Raw genomic sequence first — 25151 nt, forward strand, 5'->3', positions numbered from 1 at the left:
CCAGGGGCCGCAGCGGAGCAGTTTCGACGTGGGAGAGGGTATGCAGCAGGAATCCAGCCCCGGGACCGACGGTCCGTCGGTCGCCGTGTCACGCGAAGCGCGGATGCTGCGCGTGGTCGTCCGCGGCGTCGCGTCGGTGGACGCCACCCGTGCGTACTGGAGCGCGATCGTGGCCGAGGCGGCCCGCGACCGGCCGGACTACCTGCTGCTGGTCGACGAGCTGCGCGGCCCGGCCCTGGGCGCGGAGGACTGGCGGGCCCTGGTCGACAGGCTGGTCGGCACGGGCCTGGAAGCCGTGCGCATCGCCCACGTCAAACCCAACGGCCTCGACGCCGTGGAGCACTGCGAGCTGTCCGCGCGGCAGCATGGCTTCGAAGCCCGGGTGTTCGTCGACGAACGTGCCGCCAGGCTGTGGCTGCGTTACGGGGAGCGCCCGGACGACCGGGCCCGGGCCGCGGGCGACTAGCCCTGCGGACCGGTCCGCATGCTGCCGGTCTCGACCATGCGCTGGTGCCAGGACAGCGCCTCGCCGAGCAGGTGGGGCGTGTGCAGGCCGTGGCCGTCGCGACAGGCACGGTCGAAATAGTCCTGCAGCATCGGCCGGAAGTCGGGATGCGCGCAGGTGTCGATGACCCGCTTCGCGCGCTGGCGCGGAGACAGCCCGCGCAGGTCGGCCAGGCCCTGCTCGGTCACCAGCACCATCGTGTCGTGCTCGGTGTGGTCGACGTGGCTGACCATCGGCACGATGCCCGAGACCTGGCCGCCCTTGGCGGTGCTCGGCGACATGAACACCGACAGGTAACCGTTGCGCGCGAAGTCACCCGACCCGCCGATGCCGTTCATGATCCGGCTGCCGGCGATGTGGGTCGAATTGACGTTGCCGTAGATGTCGGCCTCGATCATGCCGTTCATCGCGATGCAGCCCAGGCGCCGGATCACCTCGGGATGGTTGGAGATCTCCTGCGGGCGCAGCAGGATGCGCTCGCGGTAGAAGTCGACGTGGGCGTTGAACTCCTCGATGCCCGCCGGGCTCAGCGAGAACGAGGTCGCCGAGGCCATGCGCAGCGTGCCGTTCTTCAGCAGCGCCAGCATCCCGTCCTGGATCACCTCGGTGTACGCGGTCAGGCCCTGGTAGCCGCCGTCGGCCAGCCCGCCGAGCACGGCGTTGGCGATGTTGCCTACGCCCGACTGCAGCGGCAGCAGGGATCGGGTCAGGCGTCCGCGCGCGATTTCGTGCGAGAAGAAGTCGAGCAGGTGGCCGGCGATCTGCCGCGAGGCCGCGTCGGGCGGATTGAACGGCGAGTTGCGGTCCGGGGCATGGGTCTCGACCACCGCGATCACCTTGTCCGGGTCCACGCGCAGGCTGGGTTCGCCGATGCGGTCGTCGGGGCGTTCGATCAGGATCGGACGGCGGTCGGGCGGAAGCGCCGTGCCGTAGTAGACGTCGTGCATGCCGTCGAGAGCGGTCGGCTGCCACGCGTTGACCTCGAGGATCACCTTGTCGGCCTGGTCCAGCCAGGTCTTGTTGTTGCCCACCGAGGACGACGGGATGAGGCTGCCGTCCTCGCGGATTCCGGCGACTTCCACCACCGCGACGTCGATCGCGCCGAAGAATCCGAACCACGCGTGCTGGGCGACGTGGCTGAGGTGGATGTCGATGTAGTCCAGGGTGCCGGCGTTGATGCGCTCGCGCACCGCGGGATCCGACTGGTAGGGCAGGCGCAGCTCCATGCCCTCGACCTTCGCCAGCGCGCCGTCGAGCTCGGGCGCGGTGGACGCGCCGGTCAGCACCTTGATGCGGAAACGCTCTCCAGCGGCGTTGGCGCGCTCGACCCGCGCGGCCAGCGCCTGCGGCACCGCCTTGGGATAGCCGGCGCCGGTGAAGCCGCTCATCGCCACCGTCATGCCCGGCCCGATCGCCGCGGCCGCCTCCTCGGCCGAGGTGATGCGGTCACGGAACAGGGGAGGGCGGATGCGCTCGGGCACGACAGGACTCCACGTGGCGATGGGCGTCCATTTTACGCCGCGGCGTCACCGGTCCCCGTGCCACAGGGGGACGCATCGTTGCGCAATGAAGAGGGGCCCCGATCGGGGCCCCTCCGGAGTCACATGTGGCGGGAATCAGCGACCGTCGCCGTCCGCGTCGCCCGGAAGCTTCGTCTCGACGCGGTGCCACGCGTCCTTGACGGCACCCTTGGCCTGCTGCCAACCCAGCTTCGACTCGCCGCGGGCACGATCCCAGCCGCGCTCGAGCTCGGACTCGGTCTCCTGCGACCACGCGGCATTCGGGCGCGAGGTCCGCGCCTGCGTGCCGTAGCGGTAGGCCGGACGGTAGTCGTCGAAGCCGTGCTCGCTGCTGTAGTAGTCGGCCTTGTTGTAGTTCTGCTCGAAGTGGCTGTCGGTGTCCTGGTAGGCGCCATAGGTGCGATGGGTGCGGTCATAGGCGTCCTGCACGGCCGGACGCGCCGAGTCCCAGTCGAGGCTCGATTCCGCGCGCGACTCATCCCAGCGCTGCTTGAGCTGCGACTCCGCCTCGTTCCAGTCGCGGTCGCCGGCCTCGTTGCGGTATTCGGTACCCATGCGATAGGCCGGGGCGTAGTCGCGGTCGAAATCGCGATCGGCCTGGTAGTAGTCGCGCGACACCGCGCCTTCGCGCCAGTACTCGACTTCGGCGGTGGGATCGACGCGCTCGGCGATGGCCTTGCCACCCGCGGCGCCGCTCACCGCGCCGATGCCGCCGCCGACGAGGGTGCCGATGGGTCCGAAGAGGCTGCCGACCGCCGCGCCGGCAATGGCGCCGGCCGTGCCACCCGCGGCCACGCCGACGGGATGCGCGCCGGGCGCGCCGGTGATCGGGTCGCGGTTGGCATCGGGGTTCGTGTCTCGACGATCGTTCATGCGTGAGCTCCTGGGTGGTGTTCGTGGGGAGGAGCCACTATTGCCGCGGTGAGGTTTGCGCGGCGTGCAAGTGGTGCGTACGCGTGCATAACAAAGCACTGACGCAGCCTTGACGTTGACGCGTGCCGGAACGAAAAAGGCACCGGCGATGCCGGTGCCCTGTGTGTGGTGGGTGCACTGCACCACGCGCGGTGCGCGCGCGTGCAACGGGCAAAGGCTTACTCGCCCGCGTCGGTACCCAGTCCGCTTGCATCCACCTCGACGACGCCCTCGATGCCAGAGGCGATGCGCCTGGCTTCTTCGACCTGCGCCTTGCTGGCCACGTCGCCGCGCAGCGTCACCACGCCGTTCACCGTCTTGACGTCGATCTCCAGGCCGGCCACGTCCTCGTCCGCGAGCAGGCTCGCCTTGACCTTGGTGGTGATCCAGGTGTCGCCGACCGGCTGTTCCGAGTCGGCGGCGTCGTGTCCGTCCTTGTGCTTCGGATCGTCGTTGGCCACGGCGTTGCCACCCGCCAGCAGCAGGGACAGGGCTGCGGCCATGAAGCCGCCTTGCTGAATGCGATTGCTCATCGTATTGCTCCGCATGCATCGGGGGAGCGGCGATTCTTGCCGCGCCGGCATGGACGCGACGTGAGCGCACGCTGGCCCGTGCATGAACGCAGGCGGCGGATTTCATGCCCGGTTCGCGCCGCGGTTCGAATACTCGCGCTTCCCCCCGCAGGAGACATTCCATGAAGCACGCCACGTTCCAGGCCCTCGCGATCGCGGTGACGCTCGCGCTGTCGGCCGGTACCGCCGCGGCGCAGGACGCCGCCGCGGATGCGATGACCGCACCGCAGATCCGCGCCTCGCTCGAGTCGCAGGGCTATACCCGCGTCAACGACGTCGAGTTCGAGGACGGCGTGTGGAAGGCCGATGCGCGCAGCGCCGACGGCCAGCGCGTCGAGCTGCGCGTCGACCCGGCGACCGGCAAGGTGTATCCGGAGGATGCGGTGTCCACGCTCGGCGAGGCCGACGTGCGCGCCAAGCTCTCGGCTGCCGGCTATTCGAAGGTGGACGACGTGAAGTTCGATGACGGCGTGTGGACCGCCGACGCCGAGGACGCCAATGGACGCGACCTGAAGCTCACGCTGGATCCGGAGACCGGCGAGGTCGTCGGCAAGGACCGCGACTGACGCGCACGGTCGTCGAAGTCGAGGACATGCGGGGCGCCCCAGGGCGCCCCGTCTTCATTCCGCGTCGCGGAAATAGGGCTCGACGCGACCGTTGATCTTCATCGTCATCGGATTGCCGCGGCGGTCGAGCGCGCGGCCCACCGCCACCCGGATCCATCCCTCGCTGACGCTGTATTCCTCGACGTTGGTGCGCTCCTCGCCGTTGAACCGGATGCCGATCCCGCGGCCGAGGGTCGTCTCGTCGTAGTGCGGGCTGCGGGGATCATTGCTGAGGCGGTCGGGCGGGGTCTGCGTCATGTCTGTCGGATTCCGTCTGTCGTTCGCGGGTGCGGGGCGGCTGCGCTCGCGGCGCACGAGGATACTGCGGCGTGGCGCGTCCTGCAGCTCAGTCCAGCGCTTCGCCCTCGGGCGCGCCGCGGCCCAGCAGGTCGGGCAGGGGTTCGCCGTCGGCGACGAAGCCGAGCGAGACGGAATTGAGGCAGTGCCGCTCGCCGGTGGGCGGCGGGCCATCGGGGAAGACGTGGCCGAGGTGGCTCCCGCAGCGCGCGCAGGTCTCCTCGATGCGCACCATGCCGTGGCTGAGGTCGCGCACGTAGCGGACGTGGGCCGGGTCGAGCGGCGCGAAGAAGCTCGGCCAGCCGGTGCCGGACTCGAACTTGGCGCTGGAACGGAACAGCGGCAGGCCGCAGAACCCGCAGGTGTAGGTGCCCTCGCGCCGGTTGTCGAGGAATGCGCCGCAGAACGGGGCCTCGGTGCCGTGGGCCAGCAGCACGCGCCGCGCATCGTCGTCGAGCGCGTCGGTGAGGCGGCGGCGCTGTGCGTCGTCGGGCGGGCTGAGGTCGAAGCGGGTCATGCCGGTCTCCTGCGCGGATCTGCGCCTGATTATCGCCGGCCGGCCGTACGCGCGCGTCAGGGCGACTCGCGCCGGCCCTGGCGGCGTGCGTTGGCGATCACCGCGCGCATCTGCCCGCGGTCGCGATGGCGCGAGATCGCCACTGCCCCGAGCTCGATCGCGCGCGCGCGCAGCTCGGCGGTGACGTCGTAGTGCGCACCGCTGGTCCGGTCCTGGAAGACGTGGCGCGGCAGGCCGAGTGCAGCGGCGAAGGCGTGCAGCTCATCGAGGCTGTCGGCCATCAGGTGCGCCCAGCGGCGTCCGCGCCACAAGGTGACCGCATCGTCGACGTAGACCGCCATCCGCGCTCAGCGGTCACCGCGGACGGGGTCGGCACGGGCGAGATCGGTGCGCACCCAGCGATCAACGAGCTGCTTTTCGTGGCGCAGCGGGTCGCTGCTGCCCACCGTGCCCGGCTGCCGCTGCAGGAAGCCGAGGTCGCGCAGGCTGCGCTCGCCCGAGGCGACCACCTGGCCGGAGGCATCGCGCAGCGTATAGGCCAGGTCGATGCGCGGCGGGTAGATGTCGCGCACCACGCGGACATGGTCGCTGGCGCCCCGGCCGGGCTCGTAGTCGCCGGCACGGTCGATGTCGGTGATCCGCACCTCCAGGCGCTCGCCGGGATGCAGCGCGCGCGCGGCGCGATCGGCGACGTGGCGGGCGAGGTCGCGCACCCAGTCGCCGCGCACGGCCTCGAAGCGGTTGCGGCTGTGGCGGATCTCGGTGAAGTCCGCGGGCGCCGTCCACGACACCGCGACCGGGCCGCCGTCCTCGAGGCTGAGGCCGACGTCGGGATCGGTGACCCGGTCGGCGAGCGCCGGTCCGGTCACGACGGCCAAGGCGATCGCCAGGGCCGGAATCAGACGAGGCAGGCACTGCGGACGTTGCGGTCGCTTCATGGCAGGTGTGCCGGGTTCCGGGTCTGCCCCGAGTCTGCTCCGGCACGGACGCCGTCGCAATGAAACGCGGGGCGTGCATGACCGCGCGTTCAGCGCGAATGGCGGCCGTGACGCAGCCGATGCTGCCTTCACGCGGCATCGCCCGCGCCTTCCCCAGCATCGCGACCATCCCGCCCACAAGGAATGCCCCGCATGCGCCCAGCCGCACCGCTCGCCATCGCGCTGTCCGCGATGCTCGTCTTCGCACTGCCAGCCGATGCGCAGGAGCCGGCGCCCCCCAAGGCCAAGCCTGCCGCCGCGCCCGAAGCCGCTGCGGCCGAAGCCGCCACGTCCGCGCCCGCCGCGCAGGCCGCGGATCATCCTGCCAACGATGCCGCCACCACGCAGGGGCGCGACGCGATGCTGCGCGCGCAGGTGCTGCTCGAGCGCGCGCGCTTCTCGCCCGGCGAAATCGATGGCCAGGGCGGCACGAACACGCGGCGCGCCATCGCGGCCTTCCAGCGCAGCCGCCAGCTGGAGCCCAGTGGCCAGCTCGACGAGGCCACGTGGAAGGTGCTGAACGGCGACGCGGCGCCGGTTCTGGTGCAATACGCGATCACCGCGGCCGACGCCGCAGGCCCGTACGCCGCGCTGCCCGAGGGCATGATGGAACGGGCCAAGCTCGATGCGCTCGGCTACGAGGATGTCGCCGAGGCGCTGGGCGAACGCTTCCACGCCAGCCCGGCGCTGCTGAAGCGCCTGAATCCGGGCAAGGACCTGACCGCGGCCGGCACGACGATCGTGGTGCCCGGCCTGGCCACCGCCGCCGCGCTGCCGGCCATCGCGCGCGTGGTCGTCGACAAGTCCGACTCGGTGGTGCAGCTGGTCGCCGCCGACGACACCGTCGTGGCGCAGTTCCCTGCGTCCACCGGCAGCGAGCATGATCCGCTGCCGCTCGGCGAGTGGACGATCAAGGGCGTCGCGCGCGATCCCACCTTCCACTACAACCCGGAGCTGTTCTGGGATGCCGATCCGTCGCACGCCAAGGCGACGCTGCAGCCGGGCCCGAACAATCCGGTCGGCGTCGCCTGGGTCGACCTGTCCAAGGAGCACTACGGCATCCACGGAACGCCGGAGCCCGGCCATGTCGGCAAGACCGACTCGCACGGCTGCATCCGCCTGGCGAACTGGCACGTCAGCCTGCTCGCGGATGCGGTCAAGCCGGGCATGCCGGCGCTGCTGCAGGAGTAGGCATGCGCTACGTCGGGCTGGTGCTGGCGGGGCTGCTGGTGGGCGCGCTGGGGTACTACCTTGCAACGCGGGGCGCCGACCGGGAGCCACCGCTGCGGGTCGCGCCTGCGGACGTCGCGTCGCCACGCGCCGCGGACGGCGCGGGCGACGGGCGGAACGTGGCGCGTGGCGCGCGCGCCGCGCGGACGGATGCGCCGCGTGCAAGCGCCTCGACGTCTGGCACCGATGGCGTCGAGGTCTCCGCCACCGGCCGGGACGCGACCCGTCCGGCAGCCACCACGCGCGCCACGCGCGCAGTGGCGCCGGTGCCGCTGCCGTCGGGGCTGGTCGTGCCGGTGCAGGGCATCGCGCCCGCGTCGCTCACGCCCACCTTCGACGACGACCGCGGCGAAGGCCGCGTGCACGAAGCGCTCGACATCATGGCGCCCACCGGCACGCCGGTGCTCGCGGTGGCGGATGGCCACGTCGAGAAGCTGTTCGACAGCGACCGCGGCGGGCTGACTATCTACCAGTTCGAACCCTCGGGTCGCCACGCCTACTACTACGCGCACCTGGACCGCTATGCGCCGGGGCTGGCGGAAGGCCAGGCGCTGCGCCAGGGCGAGGTCATCGGCTACGTCGGCAGCACCGGCAACGCCGACCCGGCGGCGCCGCACCTGCACTTCGCGATCTTCCTGCTCGGGCCGGAGAAGCGCTGGTGGGAGGGCACGCCGATCGATCCCTGGCCGCTGCTCTCCGGCCGGACGCGGTGAGCGCCGGCTCAGCGCAGGAGCGGCTCCAGCGCCGGCCAGACATGCCGGGCGATCGCCGGCTGCGCGCGGGCCGTCGGATGCAGGTTGTCATCCATGAAGTTGCCGCGGTCGGCGGCGATGGGCTCCAGCAGGAACGGCAGCAGCTCGACGTCGAAGAAGGCCGCGAGGTCGCGATAGGTCTGCTCGAAGCCGCGCGTGTAGTCGGCGCCCAGGTTGGGCGGCATGCGCATCCCGACCAGCAGCACGCGCGCGCCCACGTGCCGCGAGGCACCGATCATCCGCGCCAGGTTGCGCCGCAGCTCGGGCAGCGGCAGCCCGCGCAGGGCGTCGTTTGCACCCAGCGCGATCACCACCACCGCCGGACGGTGCCGCAGCACTTCGTCGACCACCCGCGCGGAGCCGCCGGCACTGGTCTCGCCGCTGATGCTGGCGTTGACCACCTGCCAGCCGGGATGCCCGGCGGTGACGCGTTCGCCGAGCATCGCCACCCAGCCCTGGTCCTCGCGCAGCCCGTAGGCGGCCGACAGCGAGTCGCCCAGCACGAGTACCGTGCTTGGGGCGGCCGTGCTTGGGGCGGCCGCGCGCGGGGCAGCCGTGCGCGGTGCGGCCGCGCGCTGGGCCGCCGCGGCCGGCTCGACCCGTGCCGCAGGCTGCGCCAGGGCGATCGCCGTGGACGCCAGCAGCGCCGCGCCCAGGGACATCTGCAGCCAGCGCCGTGGCGCCCGGTATCCTGACCTCATCCCGCGACTCCTCGTTCCGTCCGTCGATCGCGCCCGGCCCCGCCGGACGCTGCGCCGGACATCATGCCCCGATGAAGGACCCCATGGCTGACTCTTCCCGAACCCACGCGCCCCAGGCGCTTTCCGCCACCGGCCTGGGCAAGCGCGTACAGCTGCCAGGCGGCGAGCTGGTGATCCTGGACGATGTCGGCTTCGCCATCGCGCGCGGCGAGAGCGTCGCGATCGTCGGCCCCTCGGGTTCGGGCAAGAGCACCCTGCTGTCGCTGCTGGCCGGACTCGACGCCCCGACCGCGGGCGCGGTGGAGATCGACGGCGCCCCGCTGTCGACGCTCGACGAGGATGGCCGCGCCCGGGTGCGCGCCGAGAAGGTCGGCTTCGTGTTCCAGAACTTCCAGCTGCTGCCGTCGCTGACCGCGCTGGAGAACGTGATGCTGCCGCTGGAGCTGCGCGGCGACGCCGACGCCGAAGGCCCGGCCCGCGCGATCCTGGCCCGCGTCGGACTGGGCGAGCGCCTCGGCCATTATCCGCGCCAGCTGTCGGGCGGCGAGCAGCAGCGCGTGGCGGTGGCGCGCGCCTTCGTCACCGATCCGTCGCTGATGTTCGCCGACGAGCCGACCGGCAACCTCGACACCGCGACCGGGCAGGCCATCATCGAACTGCTGTTCGCGCTCAACCAGGACGCCGGCACCACCCTGGTGCTGGTGACCCATGACGAACACCTGGCGGAGCGCTGCCGGCGCACCCTGCGCATCGAGGGCGGGCGGCTGGTGGCGGACTCCGGGCCGGCCGCATGAGGATCGCCGGACTCGCCTGGCGGCAGCTGAAGCGTGACCTGGTCTCGGGCGACGTGCGCATCCTGCTGGCGGCGCTGGTGCTGGCGGTGGTGGCGGTGACCGCGGTCGGCTTCGTGACCGACCGCGCCGCGCGCGCGCTGGCGATCGAGGCCAACCGACTGCTGGGCGGCGACGCCGTGCTGCGCGGCGACGCGCCGATCGACGGACCGGCGCGCGAGGCCGCCGGCAGCGCCGGCCTGCGCATGGCCGAGACCGTCGAGCTCGACACCATGGTGCGCGTGGGCCGCGGCGACGGCGTGCAGCTGAAGCTGGGCGAACTGCGGGCCATCGGCGAGGGCTTTCCGCTGCGCGGCGAATACCGCATCGCCGGCGCCGACGGCGTGGAAGCCGCGGCTACCGGCGTCCCCGCGCCCGGCACGCTGCGGATGAGCCGCGGCGGCGCCGACACCCTCGGCGCGCGCATCGGCGACACCGTGGGCATCGGCACGCTGGAGCTGCGGCTTGCGGCGCTGGTGGCGCAGGAACCCGACGCCGCCCTGGACTACTTCAACGTGGCGCCGCGGGTCTTCATCCACCCGGACGACCTCGAGGCCACCGGCCTGGTGCAGGAAGGCAGCCGCATCCGCTACCGCCTGGTGGTGGCCGGCGAGGCCAGCGCGGTCGAGCGCTTCACCGCGGTGGCGCGCGAACACCTCGCGCGGGGCCAGCGGCTGGAGACCGCCGCCGACGCGCGGCCGGAGATCCGCTCCGCGCTGGACCGGGCCGGGCGCTTCCTCGGCCTGGCCGCGCTGGTCTCGGTGGTGCTGGCGGCGGTGGCGGTCGCGATGGCCGCGCGCCGGCACAGCGCGCGCCATCTGCAGGGTGCGGCGGTGATGCGTTGCCTGGGCGCCAGCCAGGCCACCCTGGCCGGGATCCACATCGGCGAGCTGCTGATGCTCGGGCTGCTGGCCTGCACCCTGGGCGTGGCGATCGCCTGGGGGCTGCAGTGGGCGATCGGTGGCTGGCTGGCCGGCATGCTCGGCATCGCCATTCCGCCGGCGGGGCTGATGCCGGCCCTGGGCGGCTACGGCGTGGGGCTGGTCGTGCTGCTCGCGTTCGCCGCGCCGCCCGTGCTGGCGCTGCGCCGCGTGCCGGCGCTGAGCGTGCTGCGCCGCGACCTCGATCCCACCGAGCCGGCCGCGCTGCTGGTGCTGGCCGCGGGCATCGCCGGGATCGGCGCGCTGCTGTGGTGGCAGGCGGGCTCGCCGGCACTGGCGCTGGCGATGCTGGCCGGCATCGCGCTGACGCTCGGCACGCTGGCCCTGCTGGCCTGGCTGATGATCCTGGCCGTGCGCCGCCTGCGCGGCCGCCTGCGCGGCAGTGCCCGCTACGGCCTGGCCAACGTCAGCCGCCGCGCCGGCACCAGCATCGCCCAGGTGTCGGCGCTCGGCCTCGGGCTGATGGCGCTGCTGCTGCTGACCTTCGTGCGCACCGACCTGCTGGAGCGCTGGCAGCTCGCGCTGGCCGCGGAGGCGCCCAACCGCTTCATCGTCAACGTGCAGCAGGACCAGATCGACGGCGTGGCCGCCGTGGCGGCGGCCCAGGGCCTGGCGGCACCGGTGCTCTATCCCATGGTCCGCGGGCGCCTGGCCACCCACAACGGCACGCCGGTGCGCGGCGAGGATTACGCCGGTGAGGACGGCGACGAGGCGTCCGGGCGCGCGCAGCGTCGTGCCGACCGCGAATTCAACCTGTCCACCGCGCGCGAGCTGCGCGACGACAACCGCGTGACCGCAGGCGAGTTCTGGGGCGCCGGAGGCACCGAGGGCGTCGAGCTGTCGGTCGAGGCCGGCTTCGCCGAATCACTCGACTGGGCGCTCGGCGACCGCGTCGCCTTCGACATCGCCGGACGCCGCATCGAGGGCCGGGTGACCAGCCTGCGCGAGGTCGACTGGGAAAGCTTCCGGCCGAACTTCTTCGTGCTGTTCTCGCCCGGCGCGCTGGACGGCTACCCCGCCAGCTGGATCACCGCGGTCAGTGTGCCGCAGGGCGATACCGCGTTCACGCGCGAACTCGTCCAGCGCTATCCCAACGTCTCGGTGATCGACGTCGACGCGGTGCTGACCCAGGTGCGCAACACCGCCGACCAGGTCTCGACCGTGGTGGAGGTGGTGTTCTGGTTCGCGCTCGCCGCAGGCCTGCTCGTGCTGCTGGCGGCGATCAGCGCGAGCCAGGACGAGCGCCTGCTCGAAGGCGGGGTGATGCGCGTGCTCGGGGCAAGCCGGCGCCAGCTGCGGCTGGCGCAGGCTTCGGAGTTCGCGGTGATCGGCCTGCTGTCCGGGCTGGTGGCGGCGGTGGCCGCTACCGTCCTCGCAGGCGTGGTGGCGAAAGAGGTCTTCGACCTGCCCTGGACGCCGGATCTCGGCATGGCCGCCGCCGGCGGGCTGGCCGGCATGGCCGCGGCGCTGGTGGCGGGACTCTGGGCCACGCGGCGCGTCCTGGACGCGCCGCCGGCGGTGACCCTGCGCGAGCTGCAGGGCTGAGCGCAGCCGTGACGCCTCAGGCGTCGACGCGCTGCGGTTCGGCGTCGAAACGACGCGCGTAGTCGCGTTCGTCGGCGATCGCGATCACCTCGTCATCGGCGCTGTCGGGCGCTCCGTAGACCGCGTACACGACCGCGTCGCCGCGGCGACCGACCTGCTGCAGGCGGTAGCGCGACTGGCCGCTGCCGGTGTCGGGCGGGTAGTGGGTGGGAGGCGTCTCGCCTTCGATGTCGAGCTCGCTGTTGTCGACCGGTCCGCCGACGAAGAGTGCGCGCATACGCGTTTCCTCTGTTCTGCATGGGGGCCCCGATGCTGGCAAACCCGGCATTCGGGTCCGATGAAGCGCGCGTGGGCGCGACGTGCACGCGGCCCGCGGCACTACAATCGCGGCCCTGTTTCCTCCACCGGAGCCACGATGGCCATCCACGGCGATCCCGCCCTCGACGCGCTGATGCTTCCCTTCGCCAGCGGAGACCTGGCGCGCGCGCCCGGTGCCGTGTTCCTGCGCGCGCGCGCGGGCGCCGCCCTGGTCGCGGCGGACTGGCCCGGGCTGGCCTGCGAAGCGCCGTTCCGGCCCGACGCGGACGCACTGGTGCGCGCGGGCTTCACCGTCGCCGATGAGGCGGTGGCGACCGGCGCGGGCGAGGCCGACGTCGCGAGGCCGCTGGTCCTCGTGCTGCCGCCACGCCAGCGCGACGAGGCGCGCGCGCTGTTTGCCGAGGCGCTGTCGCGCGCGGCACCGGGCGCGATGGTGGTGGCCAGCGTCGCCAACGACGCCGGAGCGAAGTCCGCCGAAGCCGATTTCGTCCGCATCGCCGGTCCGGTGACCACGCGCAGCAAGCACAAGTGCCGCGTGTTCTGGGCCGCCGCCGGCCAGCCCGGCGCCGACCCCGCGCTGGCCGCGCAGTGGCGCGACCTCGATGCCCCGAGACAGGTGGCCGGAGGCCGCTTCCTGAGCCGGCCCGGCGTCTTCGCCTGGGACCGCATCGACGCGGCATCCGGCCTGCTCGCCCGGCACCTGCCGGCCGACCTGGCCGGCCGCGCCGCCGACCTCGGCGCCGGCTATGGCTATCTCGCGGCCGAACTGCTCGAGCGCAGCCCCGGCATCAGTGCGCTCGACGCCTACGAGGCCGACGCCCGCGCGCTGGCGATGGCGCGCCACAACCTGGCCGGCTTCGCGTCGCGCGCCGCGCTGGGCTTCCATTGGCACGACGTGGTGGCGGGCGTGCCCGGCGCCTACGACGTCGTGGTCACCAATCCGCCCTTCCACGCGCCCGACGGCCGCGAGCGCCCGGACATCGGCCGCGCCTTCATCGCCGCCGCCGCGCAGGCGCTGCGGCCGGGCGGCCGGCTGTGGCTGGTCGCCAACCGCCACCTGCCCTACGAACAGGCGCTCGGCGCGGGCTTCGGCGAAGCCCGGCTGGTGGCCCAGGAAGGCGGCTTCAAGGTCGTCGAAGCGGTGAAGGCGGGCGGCGCGCGCGGCGGGCGTCCGCCGCGATGAAGCTGGTCAAGTCGCTGGCCAACCTCGGCTACGGCAGCCGCAAGCAGGTGGCGCTGATGTTCCGCGAAGGCCGGGTCACCGACGCCGCGGGCGAGGTGCTGTACGCCGACGACGCGCCCGCGTGGGACGACGTCCGCGTGGACGGCGAGCCGCTGGAACCGCCGCCCGGCCTGCTGCTGATGCTGCACAAGCCAGTGGGCCATACCTGCTCGACGAAGGATCGCGGCCGCGTGGTCTACGACCTGCTGCCGCCACGCTTCGCGCTGCGCTCGCCCACCCTGTCCACGGTCGGCCGCCTCGACCGCGACACCAGCGGCCTGCTGCTGATGACCGACGACGGCCAGCTGCTGCACCGGATCATCTCGCCGAAAGCGAAGCTGCCCAAGATCTACGAGGCCACGCTGGCCGAACCCCTGCGCGGCGACGAGGCGGCGATCTTCGCCAGCGGCACGCTGATGCTGGAGTCCGAAAAGACCCCCCTGCTGCCCGCCGGGCTCGAGGTCGTGTCACCGACGCAGGCGCGCCTGACGCTGCACGAAGGCCGCTATCACCAGGTGCGCCGCATGTTCGCCGCCGTCGGCCACCACGTGGTCGCGCTGCACCGCAGCCGCGTCGGTGGCCTGTCGCTGGACGACCTGCCGGAAGGCGAGTGGCGGCTGCTCGACGACGCCGGCCGCGACAGGATTTTCGCTGTCGGGATTGCGGCACGCGCTCCCACAAGAAGCCGCTAGCCCCTGGGCACGTCCTCGAACAGCGCGCGCCACCCGGGGAGCCCGAGCTTCTCCAGCGTCGCCACATTGCGCTCGACGATCTCGTCCGGATCGGGAAACGCCTCGACCGCGCGCGACACGCTGTCCTCGCGCAGCAGGTGCAGCGTCGGCCACGGCGAGCGGTTGGTGAAGTTGGCGATGTCGTCGGGATGGCTGTCGGCGAACTGGTACTGCGGATGGAAGCTCGCGACCTGCAGCACGCCCTCCAGCTCGAGCTCGGCCACCAGCGCATCGGCGGTCTCGAGGAAGTCGTTGTAGTCCAGGAAATCGGCCAGCACCTGCGGATGCACGATCAGCGTCGTGTCGACCCCGGTCGCCGCCGTGTCGCGCAGGCGCAACAGCTCCGCGCCCAGCTCGGACAGCAGCGTCGCCTCGTCGCGCGCATCGCTCAGCACCATCCGCACCTGGCCCTTGGCGACCACCGCCTTGGCGAACGGGCACAGGTTGAGCCCGATGACCGCGCGTTCCAGCCAGCGGCGGGTGTCGGCGATCGGATCGTCGGTCGCGTGCATCGCCGGGTCAGTCGCGGAAGTTGTCGAACTGCAGCGGCTGCTCGAATTCCTTGCTGCGCAGCAGGGCCATCGCCGCCTGCAGGTCGTCGCGCTTCTTGCCGGTGACGCGCAGCTTGTCGCCGTTGATCTGCGTGTCGACCTTCAACTTCGCGGCCTTGATCTCGTTGCCGATCTTCTTCGCCAGCTCGCGCTCGATGCCCTGCTTGACCGTGACCTTCTGCCGCGCGCCGGCGAGGTTGCTCTCGACGTCGCCGAATTCCAGGCAGCGCGTGTCGATCTTCCGCGCGGCCAGGCGCGCGCGCAGGATGTCGGTCATCTGCTGCAGCTGGAAGTCGCTGGGCGCGCGCTGGGTGATCACGGCCTCCTCGCGTTCGAAGGCGGCGTCGACGCCCTTGAAATCGAAGCGCGTGGTGAGCTCGCGGTTGGCCTGGTCGACGGCGTTGGTGAGCTCGTGGGTGTCGACTTCCGAGACGATGTCGAAGGACGGCATGGCGCGGTTTCCGGTGCGGGGGAACAGGGGCTCAGGGTACCGCAACGCCGATGGCCGGGGCCTCGTGCATCATGGGCGCCCGTCCCCCAGAACCGCCCCGGAGCCCGCCATGCACACGACCGCCGCCTATGCCGCCACCTCGGCCACCGCGCCGCTGGCCCCATGGAGCCTGGAGCGCCGCGACCCGCGCCCCGGCGAGGTCCTGATCGATATCCGCTACTGCGGCATCTGCCATTCCGACCTGCATACCGTGCGCGGTGAGTGGGGTCCGGTCGAATATCCGCTCGTGCCGGGCCACGAGATTGTCGGCCACGTCGCCGCCGTCGGCGAGGGCGTGGACCGCTACACGGTGGGCGATGCGGTGGGCGTCGGCTGCTTCGTCGATTCCTGCCGCAGCTGCGCGCAGTGCGCGGCCGGCGAGGAGCAGTACTGCGAGAAGGGCATGGTCGCCACCTACGGCAGCGTCGACCCCTCGACCGGCGAGACCACCCAGGGCGGCTATTCCACGCGCATCACCGTGCACCAGGACTATGTGCTGCGCATCCCCGACGGCCTGCCGCTGGATCGCGCGGCGCCGCTGCTGTGCGCCGGCATCACCACCTGGTCGCCGCTGCGCCACTTCGGCCTGAAGGAAGGGGACGAGCTGGGCGTGGTCGGACTCGGCGGGCTGGGCCACATGGCGGTCAAGCTGGGCGTCGCGCTGGGCGCGCGCGTGACCGTGCTCAGCACCTCGGAGCGCAAGCGCGAGGACGCGCTGAAGCTGGGTGCGCACGCCTTCGAGGTTGTCGGCAGCGACCGCGGCGCGGTGCGCCGGCTGGCGAAGCGCTTCGACATGATCCTCGACACGGCCTCCGCCGCGCACGACTACAACGTCTACCTGCAGATGCTGAAGATCGACGGGACGATGGTGCTGCTGGGCATTCCCGAGCCGACCCCGGTGGCGGCCTCGTCCCTGGTCATGGCCCGGCGGCGCCTGGCCGGCTCGCTGATCGGCGGCATCCGCGAAACCCAGGAGATGCTCGACTTCTGCGCCGCCAACGGCGTCGCCAGCGACATCGAGCTGATCGACGCCGACGGCATCAACGATGCCTACGAGCGGATGCTGCGCGGCGACGTGCGCTACCGCTTCGTGATCGACGCCGCCAGCTTCGCGGTCTGAGCCGGCGGTGGAACCGGTCACCCCCGGCGTCGCCGGCGACGGCGGTGCCGAGGCCGCGGCTGCGCGCGACCACCGTCGCGGCGTGCTCGCGATGCTGTTCGCGGTCGCCGTGCTGTGCGTGATGGACGCCTGCATGAAGCAGCTGGCCGGCCACTACCCGCCGATGCAGGTCGCGGCGCTGCGCGGCGCGGTGGGCCTGCCGCTGGTCCTGGCCTGGGCGCTCTCGACCACGGGCCTGCGTCCGCTGCTGCGCGTGCACTGGCCGCTGCACCTGTTGCGCGGCGTGCTCGGCGTGCTGTTCCTGTCGTGCTTCGTTGCCGGCCTGCGAGACCTGCCGATGTCGACTGCCTATGCGATCACCTTCGTCGGTCCGCTGCTGGTGACCGCGATGGCCGTGCCCCTGCTGCGCGAGCACGTCGGGCCCCGGCGCTGGGCCGCGATCGTGGTCGGCATCATCGGCGTGCTGGTGGTGCTGCGTCCCGGCGGCGAGGGCATGCTGACCCGGGCCGGCCTCCTGGTCCTGTTCGCCACGGTCTGCTACGCGGCGTCGGTGGTGACGGTGAGGATGCTGGCCCAGCGCGACAGCGCGCAGGCGCTGGTGTTCTGGTTCCTGGCGATGGTGGCCGTGGGCGCGGGCCTGCTCGCCTGGCCGGACTGGGTACCGCTGCGCGCGGCCGACGGCTGGTTGCTCGCGGGGGTCGCGGTGTCCGGAACCCTCGGACAGGTGGCGCTGACCCACGCCTTCCGCCTGGGCGAGGCCTCGCTGATCGCGCCGCTGGAATACACCGCCCTGGTCTGGGTGGTGCTGCTCGACCTGGTGCTGTGGAGCGCGCTGCCGGACGGCATGACCTGGCTGGGCGCGGGGATCATCGTCGCCAGCGGCCTCTACCTGATGCGCCGCGAGCGCGTGGTGCGGGGCGATCAGCGGTGCCCGCCGCGGATGCAGGGGGGATGACCAGCCGGAATCTTCGCTGTCCTGCTCCCAGTTCCGGCCGCCGGCCATCCATGGCCGGCTCTGGCCATCCCCCCTGCATCCGCGGCGGGTCCGACTTCTTTCGCGATCCTGTGGCGGGACAAGCCAAGGCGCTGCAAGCCATTGCATCTTCGTTGGTGGGAACCCGGTGCGCTCCTGTTGTTCCTGACTCTTCCAGCCGCGACCGCTTTTGCTGTCGGGTCCGAAGCCGATAGAGGCCGGGGCCCGTCCCGCGTACAGGGGGTGAGCGGAGAGCCGGCCATGGATGGCCGGCGCCCGGCCGCTGGCAGCAGGACGCGGAGACGGCCGGCGCAGCACACCCCCTGTGCGCGGGACGGGCCGCGTGGACCACCACGGAGGCCGGCTCCGAAAATGCGGCCAAGGCAGCGTTCACCGATCGCAGCTGTAGCTGCTCCTACAGGCATGCGGTGCCGGCCGTCTGCCAAATCGGGAAAACAACAGAAAAAAAGCGGGCCCGCATGGGGCCCGCCTCCTGGTACAGCCGTTGGCGCGACGGATCAGAAGCGCGCGCCGATGCCCACGCCGACCATCACCGGGTCGAGCTTGGCGTCGCCGGCCTTCACGCCGTCGATGTGCACATCCGAATCGGCCTGGAAGTAGCGTGCGTCGGCGCGCGCGAACCAGGTCGGGCTGATGTTGACGTCCATGCCGACCGTGGCCACGCCGCCCTTGGCGGTCTCCACGCCCACGCGCTGGCCGGCGGCGGTCGGGGTTTCGCTGTCGTAGTTCGTCTCGTGGTAACCCAGGCCGACGAACGGACGCACCGTGCTGTCGGACGTGCCGAAGCGGTACTGGCCGCTCAGCGAATACGGCTGCGCATCGACGCTGCCGGCCTTGCCGGCAGCGGTGTTGACGCGCTGGCCGTAGCTGTCGGCCGCCCAGGCTTCAACGCCCCAGTTGTCGGTGATGTGATAGGTCACGCCCAGCGTCGGCGTGCCCTCGCCGTCGAACTGCGTGCGGGCGCCGGCGATCTCGGGATTGCGCGTGGGCTCGACCAGCGAATAGCCGGCGGTCACCGAGACGCGCTTGTCGGGGGCGTTGTCCTGGGCGAAGGCCGCCGGCGCGATGGCAAGCGCCAGCGCCGCGGGAACCAGGATCTTGGTGATGGGGGCAATGCGGGACATGGGGGATCTCCTCGTTACTTGCGTATGGGCCCCGGGGAGTGGGGCGCCGCCACCCTATCGATGCGCGGATGAATCGCGCTTGTCGCGGCGGGTGCCGCGGGGGAACTTCTCCACGCGCGGTTAAGCGGCCGCACGTCGCCGCGACGGCGATGAATCGCCGGTGACCCGGTCCCAGGTTGGCGCGTGCACCCCGCGGGGCCACAATAGCCATCCGCCCGACCGACCCGTGGAGATCCCCGATGGCCAGCCCCCAGGAAGCGCGTGTTCCCGATATCGGGGGCTTCGACGATGTCCCGGTGATCGAGGTGCTGGTCTCGGTCGGCGAGTCCGTGGCCAAGGACCAGAGCCTGATCACGCTCGAATCCGACAAGGCGACCATGGAAGTGCCGGCCCCGTTCGCGGGCGTGGTCCGCGAGGTGAAGGTCAAGGTCGGCGACACGCTGTCCGAGGGTGGCGTGGTGGCCCTGATCGAACCCGCGGAGGAGGCGGCCGCGCAGCCGACGCCTCCGGCCGCCGCCGAGGAAGCGCCGCGCGCGCAGCCGGATGCGGGCACCGGCGAGCGGCCCGCGGCGGAAACCGGCACCCGGGTCGAACCGGTGGCGGTGGCCGCGAAGCCCGACAACATCGCCCAGGCGTCGATCGACCGCGAGCCCGCCGGCGCGACGCAGGCGGCACCGCCGCGGGTCCTCGATGCCGATGCGGTGATGCCGGACAAGGTTCCCTATGCGAGTCCGGCGGTGCGCGTGTTCGCGCGCGAGCTGGGCGTCGACCTGCTGCAGGTGACGGGCAGTGCGCGCGGAGGACGCATCAGTCGCGAGGACGTGCAGCAGTTCGTCAAGTCGGCGCTGGCCGGCGGCGCGGCGGCCGGTGGCGGCGCGGTCGCCGGCGGCGGCGGCGGTGGCCTCAACCTGCTGCCCTGGCCGAAGGTCGACTTCTCGAAGTTCGGCGAGGTCGAGGAGCAGCCGCTGACCCGGATCCAGAAGATCAGCGGCGCGAACCTGGCGCGCAACTGGGCGATGATCCCCCACGTCACCCAGCACGACGACGCCGACATCACCGGACTCGAGGCGCTGCGCGTCGAGCTCAACCGCGAGAACGAGCGCGGCGCCGACAAGGGCGCCGTCAAGCTCACCATGCTGGCCTTCATCATGAAGGCGGCGGTGTCGGCGCTGCAGAAATACCCCCAGTTCAACGCCTCGCTCGATGCCTCGGGCGAAACCCTGATCCTGAAGAAGTACGTCCACATCGGCTTCGCGGCCGACACGCCCAACGGGCTGGTGGTGCCGGTGGTGCGCGACTGCGACCGCAAGGGCGTGATGCAGATCGCACAGGAAACCTCGGCGCTGGCGAAGAAGGCGCGCGAGGGCAAGCTCGGACCGGCCGACATGTCCGGCGGCTGCTTCTCGATCAGCTCGCTCGGCGGCATCGGCGGCACCAGCTTCACCCCGATCGTCAACGCACCCGAGGTGGCCATCCTCGGCGTGTCGAAGTCGGCGATGAAGCCGGTGTGGAACGGCGAGAAGTTCAAGCCGCGGCTGGTGCTGCCGCTGTCGCTGTCCTACGACCACCGGGTGATCGACGGTGCCGCGGCGGCGCGGTTCACCGCCTATTTCGCACAGCTGCTCGGCGACATGCGCCGGGCGATGCTCTGAGGACGCGGCGATGGCGAACACGATCGAAGTGAAGGTGCCCGACATCGGCGGTTTCGACGCCGTGCCGGTGATCGAGGTGCTGGTGGCGGTCGGCGACACCGTCGCCGTCGACCAGGGCCTGGCCACGCTGGAGTCCGACAAGGCGACGATGGAAGTGCCGTCCCCGGCCGCCGGCGTGGTGCGCGAGGTCCGGGTCAAGGTCGGCGACAAGGTGGCCGAGGGCAGCGTGGTGGTGGTGCTGGAAGCCGAAGGCGAGGGTGGTGGCGACGCGCCGGCCCCTGCCGAGGCATCGGCTGCCGCGGCCCCGGCCGCGTCCAGCGCGTCGGCTCCGTCCGCAGCGGACGCCGGCCCCGGGCGTCCACCGGTCGCGCGCTCGCATCGCGCGCCGGCCGAGCCGGATGCACCCGACGCGCCCGCGGCTGCCGCGGCGAGTGGCCGCAAGGCCGACGTGGAGTGCGCCGTCGTCGTGCTCGGCGCCGGTCCGGGCGGCTATACCGCGGCCTTCCGCGCCGCCGACCTGGGTCTCGATACGGTCCTCATCGAGCGTTACCCGAGCCTGGGCGGCGTCTGCCTCAACGTCGGCTGCATTCCGTCGAAGGCGCTGCTGCACGCGGCGGACGTGATCGACCAGGCCGCGCACGCGAGCGCCTTCGGCGTCGACTTCGGCAAGCCGAAGATCGACCTGGGAACGCTGCGCGGCTACAAGGACAACGTGGTCGGCCAGCTCACCAAGGGCCTGGCCGGCATGGCGAAGCAGCGCAAGGTGCGCGTCGTGCAAGGCACCGGCCGCTTCGTGTCGGCCAACGAGATCGAGGTCACCGGCGACGACGGCGGCACGCAGCTGCTGCGCTTCGGCCAGTGCATCATCGCCGCGGGTTCGCAGGCGATGAAGCTCCCGGGCTTCCCCTGGGATGACGAGCGGATCATGGACTCCACCGATGCGCTGCAGCTGGCCGAGGTGCCGAAGACGCTGCTGGTGGTCGGCGGCGGCATCATCGGGCTGGAAATGGCGACGGTGTATCGCGGCCTCGGCAGCCACGTCACCGTGGTCGAGCTCGCGGACCAGCTGATCCCCGGCGCCGACCGCGACCTGGTCAAGCCGCTGGCCGACCGGTTGAAGAAGCAGGGCGTGTCGGTCCACCTGAAGACGCGGGTGGTCGAGGCGAAGGCGGCGAAGAAGGGCATCGAGGTGGTCTTCGAGGGCGACAGCATCCCCGAAGCCAGGCTGTACGATCGCGTGCTCGTGGCCGTGGGCCGGGTGCCCAACGGACGGGCGCTCGACGCGGACAAGGCCGGCGTGCGCGTGGGCGAGCGCGGCTTCATCGAGGTCGACGCTCAGATGCGCACCAACGTGCCGCACATCTTCGCCATCGGCGACATCGTCGGACAGCCCATGCTGGCCCACAAGGCGACGCACGAGGGCAAGCTGGCCGCCGAAGTGGCCGCCGGAGAAAAGAAGGAGTGGGTCGCGCGGGTGATCCCGTCGGTGGCCTATACCGATCCGGAAATCGCCTGGGTCGGCGTGACGGAGACCGAGGCCAAGGCCAAGGGCCTGAAGGTGGGCGTGGGCAAGTTCCCGTGGGCGGCGAGCGGCCGGGCCATCGGGCTGGCGCGGACCGAAGGCTTCACCCGGCTGGTGTTCGACGAGGCGACGAAGCGCGTCATCGGCGCGGCCATCGTCGGCGTGCACGCCGGCGAGCTGATCTCGGAGGCTGCGCTGGCGATCGAGATGGGCGCCGAGGTCGGCGATATCGCCCACACCATCCACCCGCATCCGACCCTGGGCGAGTCGGTGGCCATGGCCGCCGAGATGTACGACGGCACGATCACCGACCTCTACATCCCCAGGCGCAAGTAGTCGCGATGTGACCGGCTGCACGAAGCGAGACGCCATCGCGTCGCGCTTCGTCGCGCCAGTCCGCCCCCTTAGGGCCGACCCCATCTATCCCGCGTCCCCCGCGCCGCGTAACCAGTAACGGCGGGCACACGTGCGTGCCCGCTGGACGGGTTCCGGGGACGGGGGGAGCCATGCGCCAAGGCGCAACGAGGGGTCGAGATGAAGATTCGTAAGGTTCATGGAGCGGCGCTGCTGCTGTCCACCGCGCTGGCCGCTGCAGGCGCGTCCGCGGGCGAGTCGCGGTTCGCGCAGTGGGACGCTGGCGGCGATGTCGCCGCCGCGAAGCAGGAGGCGGCGATGGCCGCGCGCCTGCGCAACGAGGAGGTGCGGCTGCGCGCCGAGCGCGCGGCGTATCCGGCGTATTTCAAGCGCGCCTACGCGGCGTATCCGCAGATCCCCCGCGGGACGCTCGAGGCGATCGCCTACGTGCAGAGCCGCTGGCAGCATGTGCGCGCGGAGGACGCGGGCGCGATGGACGACCACGGCCACATGCCCGCGGCGCACGGCGTGATGGGCCTCTACGCCGGCGGCGGCTTTGCCGACCAGGTGGGCGAGGCGGCCGCGCTGCTGGGCGTGCCGGCGGAACAGGTCAGGCGCGATCCGGCCACCAACATCATGGCCGCGGCCGCGCTGCTGGGCAGCCGGCTGCGTGGCCGCGACGTGCGCGACCTCGAATCGCTGGCGCCCGAACTCGCAAGCTACGCCGGCTTCTCGCCGTCGCCGGTCGGCGGCGCGATCGACGACTACGCGCGCGCCAGCTTCGCCTTCGACGTGCTGCTGGCCCAGGACCGCGGCGTCGACGAGAAGGGCATGGTGGTGCCGCAGACCGCGGTGGCGTGGGAACAGGCCTTCGATCCCGAGACCCTCGTGCGCCTGCAGGCACCGTTCGTGCGCCTCGACGTCGCGGGTGATCGGATCGAGGTCGACGGCTACGCGATCGACCCGGTGAGCGAGCAGCTGGTGCGCAAGCCCTCGCCAAAGGAAGGCGACGGCCGCCTGCGCGCGCAGAGCACCGACTATGGCCCGGCGATCTGGAACCCGGCGCATTCGAGCAACTACAACGCCTCGCGCAGCGCGGCGGTCAGCGCGGTCACCCTGCATACCGCGCAGGGCAGCTACGCCGGCACCATCAGCTGGTTCAAGAACTCGACCGCCAACGTCAGCGCGCACTACGTGATCCGCAGCTCCGACGGCCAGGTCACCCAGATGGTGCGCAACGCGCACACCGCCTGGCACGTGCGCAACCAGAACAGCTACACCCTGGGCATCGAGCACGAGGGCTACGTCAACAACAGCAGCTGGTACACCAGCGCGATGTACAACGCCTCCGCGGCGCTGGTGCGCGACTTCTGCGCCAGGTACAGCGCGGTCACCTGCTCGAGCGCCTACCGGGGCGCGCCGTCGAGCGGCATCAACGTCCTGCCCACCTCGGTCAAGATCAAAGGCCACCAGCACTTCAGTGGCCAGACGCACACCGACCCCGGCATCAACTGGAACTGGGCCAGCTACTACACCCTGCTCAATCCGGGCAGCGGCGGCAGCACGACCTGGCTGGACCGCTTCGAGAGCAACGTGGGGCACTTCAACACCAGCCCGGCGTATTCCGGCAGCACCGCCGGCATCTCGACCGCGTCCACCGCGACGCGCAACTGCAGCACGCGCCGCAACGGCAGCTGCTCGCTGCAGGTGCTGCTGAAGGACAACCCGAACACCAGCGCGGCCTGGGCGGTGCGCTTGCTGTCCGGCGGCGGCAACCCCGGCAGCAACGCGGCGGTCAGCCGCGCGAACGGCAGCGTCGGCTTCTGGGTGTATGCCGGCGGCAGCGGCATGAGCGTCGGCATCGGCATCGACGACAGCGATGGCACCGAGCGCTCGGTCAGCCGCGCGCTCGCGGCCAACAGCTGGACCTATGTGTCCTGGTCACTCACCGACGCCAACCAGTGGAACGCGTGGGTCGGCGGCAACGGCGCGATCACCGCGGCGAGCGTGAAGGTGGATGCGATCTGGCTGTACCACGCCAACACCAGCTACGACATCAACGTCTATATCGACGACGTGCAGGTCCGCAACTGACGGGCGTCCGGTGGGGCGGCCTGGCCGCCCCGCCGGCAACCGGTCAGAAGCGGAAGGTCACGCCCGCCATCGGGCCGTGCACCTTGAACTGCGTGCGCGCGGCGGCCGACCATTCGATGTCGGACAGCCCCGCGTCCGCCGGCGGCACGATGGTGCCGGCATAGGTGTCGCGCAGCTTGAGGCGGAACCAGTCGTAGCCGACGTGGACGCCGAAGCGCTCGGTGACCAGGTACTCGACGACGATGCCGGCACGCTCGAAGTGGCCGTCCTCTTCGATGAAGTCGCCCCAGTTCGCATTGAGGTACTGGCCGTCCAGGTCGACGCGCCAGCGGTCCGCGGGCCGCCAGGTCACGCGCGTGTGCAGGGCCGGGCTCCAGCCGTCGAAGCCTTCGCGGAACCCGGCGTTGCCGGCGTCCAGCTCGTCGGTGGCCGACCAGGCGACGTCGGCCATGGCCTCCAGGTCGAGATGGGTGGCACCCAGGCCCAGGCCCCACTCGAACGCCGGCGTCGCGACCACCGCGTACTCGTAGTGGGCGGAGGCCATCGCGAACTTGATCCTGCCGCTCGCGTCGACCGCGGGCAGGCCCACGGGGCCGCCCGGGCCCGGATCGACGCTGCCGCCGCCGAAACTCCAGTCCTGGTCGTTCTCGTAGTCGTAGTAGCTGGCGCCGATCGACTGCCGGTCGCTGATGCGGAAGTTCAGCGCGCCGCGCGGGCGCCACTCGTCGCCGGTGTCGAAGTCGACGGCGTCGGAGAACACCGCCGTCTCGCCGTCGCTGGTGGCGTCGCCTTCCAGGCCGAGGCGCAGGTCGGCGCTGGGATTGAAGGCGCTCAGGCGCAGGGTGAAGCGGTCGTCGCGCGGATTGGCGTCCTGGGCCAGCGCCGGCTGCGCGGCGGCCAGGGCAAGCACCGCGCATGCAAGCGCGGTGCGGCGGAGACGGTGCGTCGCAAGGGCGTTCGATCCTTGGGTCATGGAAGATCCGGGGGAATGTGGGGGCGACAGTGTGGTTGGCGCGCAGGTCTCCGATCCGTGAACGAGGACTATGCTTCGATGCGCCCGTTGCCATCGAGGAAT

Annotated in this window: 26 protein-coding genes; 13 read left to right on the forward strand and 13 right to left on the reverse strand. The window is 71.8% G+C overall.

Annotation, left to right across the window (positions count from 1 at the left end):
• Positions 1 to 40: 40 nt before the first annotated feature.
• Positions 41 to 466: a hypothetical protein gene (locus JGR68_RS01465; protein WP_199360069.1), complete on the forward strand. Its 426-nt coding sequence runs from the start codon at positions 41 to 43 to the stop codon at positions 464 to 466.
• On the opposite strand, the gene JGR68_RS01470 is transcribed toward JGR68_RS01465, so the two are convergent.
• The 3 genes from JGR68_RS01470 to JGR68_RS01480 all read right to left on the reverse strand — a co-directional run bounded on the left by JGR68_RS01470 (position 463) and on the right by JGR68_RS01480 (position 3470).
• Positions 463 to 1986, reverse strand: a complete 1524-nt coding sequence (locus JGR68_RS01470; RefSeq protein WP_199360070.1) for an acetyl-CoA hydrolase/transferase family protein — start codon at positions 1984 to 1986, stop codon at positions 463 to 465. The two genes, JGR68_RS01465 and JGR68_RS01470, sit on opposite strands and share 4 nt — an antisense overlap.
• A gap of 135 nt (positions 1987 to 2121) precedes the next feature.
• A complete protein-coding gene (locus JGR68_RS01475) occupies positions 2122 to 2898 on the reverse strand; it encodes a hypothetical protein (RefSeq protein ID WP_199360071.1) in 777 nt (258 codons plus the stop codon).
• Positions 2899 to 3116: 218 nt separating this feature from the next.
• Entirely contained in the window at positions 3117 to 3470 is a 354-nt protein-coding gene (locus JGR68_RS01480) for a BON domain-containing protein (protein WP_234446550.1), read from the reverse strand.
• Between the two features lie 161 nt (positions 3471 to 3631).
• On the opposite strand from JGR68_RS01480, the gene JGR68_RS01485 reads away from it, so the two are divergent.
• Positions 3632 to 4075, forward strand: a complete 444-nt coding sequence (locus JGR68_RS01485; protein WP_199360073.1) for a PepSY domain-containing protein — start codon at positions 3632 to 3634, stop codon at positions 4073 to 4075.
• Positions 4076 to 4129: 54 nt separating this feature from the next.
• Here the strand turns inward: JGR68_RS01485 and JGR68_RS01490 are convergent, their stop codons facing one another.
• The 4 genes from JGR68_RS01490 to JGR68_RS01505 form a co-directional block, all read right to left on the reverse strand.
• Entirely contained in the window at positions 4130 to 4372 is a 243-nt protein-coding gene (locus tag JGR68_RS01490; protein WP_199360074.1) for a DUF3297 family protein, read from the reverse strand.
• Between the two features lie 88 nt (positions 4373 to 4460).
• A complete protein-coding gene (gene msrB, locus JGR68_RS01495) occupies positions 4461 to 4928 on the reverse strand; it encodes a peptide-methionine (R)-S-oxide reductase MsrB (RefSeq protein WP_199360075.1) in 468 nt (155 codons plus the stop codon).
• Between the two features lie 56 nt (positions 4929 to 4984).
• Positions 4985 to 5269 carry a DUF4031 domain-containing protein gene (locus tag JGR68_RS01500; RefSeq protein WP_199360076.1) on the reverse strand — a complete coding sequence of 95 codons (285 nt, stop codon included), beginning with the start codon at positions 5267 to 5269 and terminating at the stop codon, positions 4985 to 4987.
• Positions 5270 to 5275: 6 nt separating this feature from the next.
• Positions 5276 to 5866, reverse strand: coding sequence for a DUF3016 domain-containing protein (locus JGR68_RS01505; RefSeq protein ID WP_234446551.1), 591 nt, complete (start codon positions 5864 to 5866; stop codon positions 5276 to 5278).
• A gap of 192 nt (positions 5867 to 6058) precedes the next feature.
• Here JGR68_RS01505 and JGR68_RS01510 point away from each other — a divergent pair, with 192 nt between their 5' ends.
• On the forward strand, positions 6059 to 7096 hold the full coding sequence (locus JGR68_RS01510; RefSeq protein WP_234446552.1) for a L,D-transpeptidase: 1038 nt from the start codon (positions 6059 to 6061) through the stop codon (positions 7094 to 7096).
• Between the two features lie 2 nt (positions 7097 to 7098).
• Positions 7099 to 7848, forward strand: coding sequence for a M23 family metallopeptidase (locus tag JGR68_RS01515; protein ID WP_199360077.1), 750 nt, complete (start codon positions 7099 to 7101; stop codon positions 7846 to 7848).
• Between the two features lie 8 nt (positions 7849 to 7856).
• Here the strand turns inward: JGR68_RS01515 and JGR68_RS01520 are convergent, their stop codons facing one another.
• Entirely contained in the window at positions 7857 to 8588 is a 732-nt protein-coding gene (locus tag JGR68_RS01520) for an arylesterase (RefSeq protein ID WP_234446553.1), read from the reverse strand.
• An 83-nt stretch (positions 8589 to 8671) separates the two neighbouring features.
• Here JGR68_RS01520 and JGR68_RS01525 point away from each other — a divergent pair, with 83 nt between their 5' ends.
• A complete protein-coding gene (locus JGR68_RS01525; RefSeq protein ID WP_199360078.1) occupies positions 8672 to 9382 on the forward strand; it encodes an ABC transporter ATP-binding protein in 711 nt (236 codons plus the stop codon).
• Positions 9379 to 11904: an FtsX-like permease family protein gene (locus tag JGR68_RS01530; protein ID WP_199360079.1), complete on the forward strand. Its 2526-nt coding sequence runs from the start codon at positions 9379 to 9381 to the stop codon at positions 11902 to 11904. Before JGR68_RS01525 ends, JGR68_RS01530 begins: the two co-directional genes overlap by 4 nt.
• A gap of 16 nt (positions 11905 to 11920) precedes the next feature.
• Here JGR68_RS01530 and JGR68_RS01535 read toward each other — a convergent pair whose 3' ends face one another.
• Positions 11921 to 12181, reverse strand: coding sequence for a hypothetical protein (locus JGR68_RS01535; RefSeq protein WP_199360080.1), 261 nt, complete (start codon positions 12179 to 12181; stop codon positions 11921 to 11923).
• A 138-nt stretch (positions 12182 to 12319) separates the two neighbouring features.
• On the opposite strand from JGR68_RS01535, the gene JGR68_RS01540 reads away from it, so the two are divergent.
• Both JGR68_RS01540 and JGR68_RS01545 read left to right on the forward strand, forming a co-directional pair.
• Positions 12320 to 13405, forward strand: a complete 1086-nt coding sequence (locus JGR68_RS01540; RefSeq protein WP_199360081.1) for a class I SAM-dependent methyltransferase — start codon at positions 12320 to 12322, stop codon at positions 13403 to 13405.
• The gene (locus JGR68_RS01545; RefSeq protein ID WP_199360082.1) at positions 13402 to 14136 is read left to right on the forward strand and encodes a 16S rRNA pseudouridine(516) synthase; all 735 of its coding nucleotides are present in this window, start codon (positions 13402 to 13404) and stop codon (positions 14134 to 14136) included. The genes JGR68_RS01540 and JGR68_RS01545 overlap by 4 nt, the downstream gene beginning before the upstream one ends.
• On the opposite strand, the gene JGR68_RS01550 is transcribed toward JGR68_RS01545, so the two are convergent.
• Together JGR68_RS01550 and JGR68_RS01555 are read right to left on the reverse strand one after the other, a co-directional pair.
• Complete coding sequence (locus JGR68_RS01550) at positions 14133 to 14687, reverse strand: DUF1415 domain-containing protein (protein ID WP_199360083.1); 555 nt, start codon at positions 14685 to 14687, stop codon at positions 14133 to 14135. The two genes, JGR68_RS01545 and JGR68_RS01550, sit on opposite strands and share 4 nt — an antisense overlap.
• Positions 14688 to 14694: 7 nt before the next feature.
• Positions 14695 to 15177: a YajQ family cyclic di-GMP-binding protein gene (locus JGR68_RS01555; RefSeq protein WP_199360084.1), complete on the reverse strand. Its 483-nt coding sequence runs from the start codon at positions 15175 to 15177 to the stop codon at positions 14695 to 14697.
• A gap of 109 nt (positions 15178 to 15286) precedes the next feature.
• Here JGR68_RS01555 and JGR68_RS01560 point away from each other — a divergent pair, with 109 nt between their 5' ends.
• Both JGR68_RS01560 and JGR68_RS01565 read left to right on the forward strand, forming a co-directional pair.
• A complete protein-coding gene (locus JGR68_RS01560) occupies positions 15287 to 16336 on the forward strand; it encodes an NAD(P)-dependent alcohol dehydrogenase (protein ID WP_199360085.1) in 1050 nt (349 codons plus the stop codon).
• Between the two features lie 82 nt (positions 16337 to 16418).
• The gene (locus JGR68_RS01565; RefSeq protein WP_255531897.1) at positions 16419 to 17291 is read left to right on the forward strand and encodes a DMT family transporter; all 873 of its coding nucleotides are present in this window, start codon (positions 16419 to 16421) and stop codon (positions 17289 to 17291) included.
• A 536-nt stretch (positions 17292 to 17827) separates the two neighbouring features.
• On the opposite strand, the gene JGR68_RS01570 is transcribed toward JGR68_RS01565, so the two are convergent.
• Complete coding sequence (locus JGR68_RS01570; RefSeq protein ID WP_199360849.1) at positions 17828 to 18445, reverse strand: OmpW family outer membrane protein; 618 nt, start codon at positions 18443 to 18445, stop codon at positions 17828 to 17830.
• 248 nt (positions 18446 to 18693) lie between these two features.
• On the opposite strand from JGR68_RS01570, the gene JGR68_RS01575 reads away from it, so the two are divergent.
• The 3 genes from JGR68_RS01575 to JGR68_RS01585 all read left to right on the forward strand — a co-directional run bounded on the left by JGR68_RS01575 (position 18694) and on the right by JGR68_RS01585 (position 24076).
• Positions 18694 to 20106: a dihydrolipoyllysine-residue acetyltransferase gene (locus JGR68_RS01575; protein WP_199360086.1), complete on the forward strand. Its 1413-nt coding sequence runs from the start codon at positions 18694 to 18696 to the stop codon at positions 20104 to 20106.
• A 10-nt stretch (positions 20107 to 20116) separates the two neighbouring features.
• Positions 20117 to 21964: a dihydrolipoyl dehydrogenase gene (gene lpdA / locus JGR68_RS01580; RefSeq protein WP_199360087.1), complete on the forward strand. Its 1848-nt coding sequence runs from the start codon at positions 20117 to 20119 to the stop codon at positions 21962 to 21964.
• A gap of 198 nt (positions 21965 to 22162) precedes the next feature.
• Positions 22163 to 24076 (forward strand): peptidoglycan recognition family protein, encoded by a 1914-nt coding sequence (locus JGR68_RS01585; RefSeq protein WP_199360088.1) that lies wholly within the window; start codon positions 22163 to 22165, stop codon positions 24074 to 24076.
• 43 nt (positions 24077 to 24119) lie between these two features.
• Here the strand turns inward: JGR68_RS01585 and JGR68_RS01590 are convergent, their stop codons facing one another.
• Positions 24120 to 25049, reverse strand: a complete 930-nt coding sequence (locus JGR68_RS01590; RefSeq protein WP_199360089.1) for a hypothetical protein — start codon at positions 25047 to 25049, stop codon at positions 24120 to 24122.
• Positions 25050 to 25151 lie beyond the last annotated feature (102 nt).

It is taken from the genome of Luteimonas sp. MC1750, from assembly GCF_016615955.1.
Classification (GTDB): Bacteria; Pseudomonadota; Gammaproteobacteria; order Xanthomonadales; family Xanthomonadaceae; genus Luteimonas.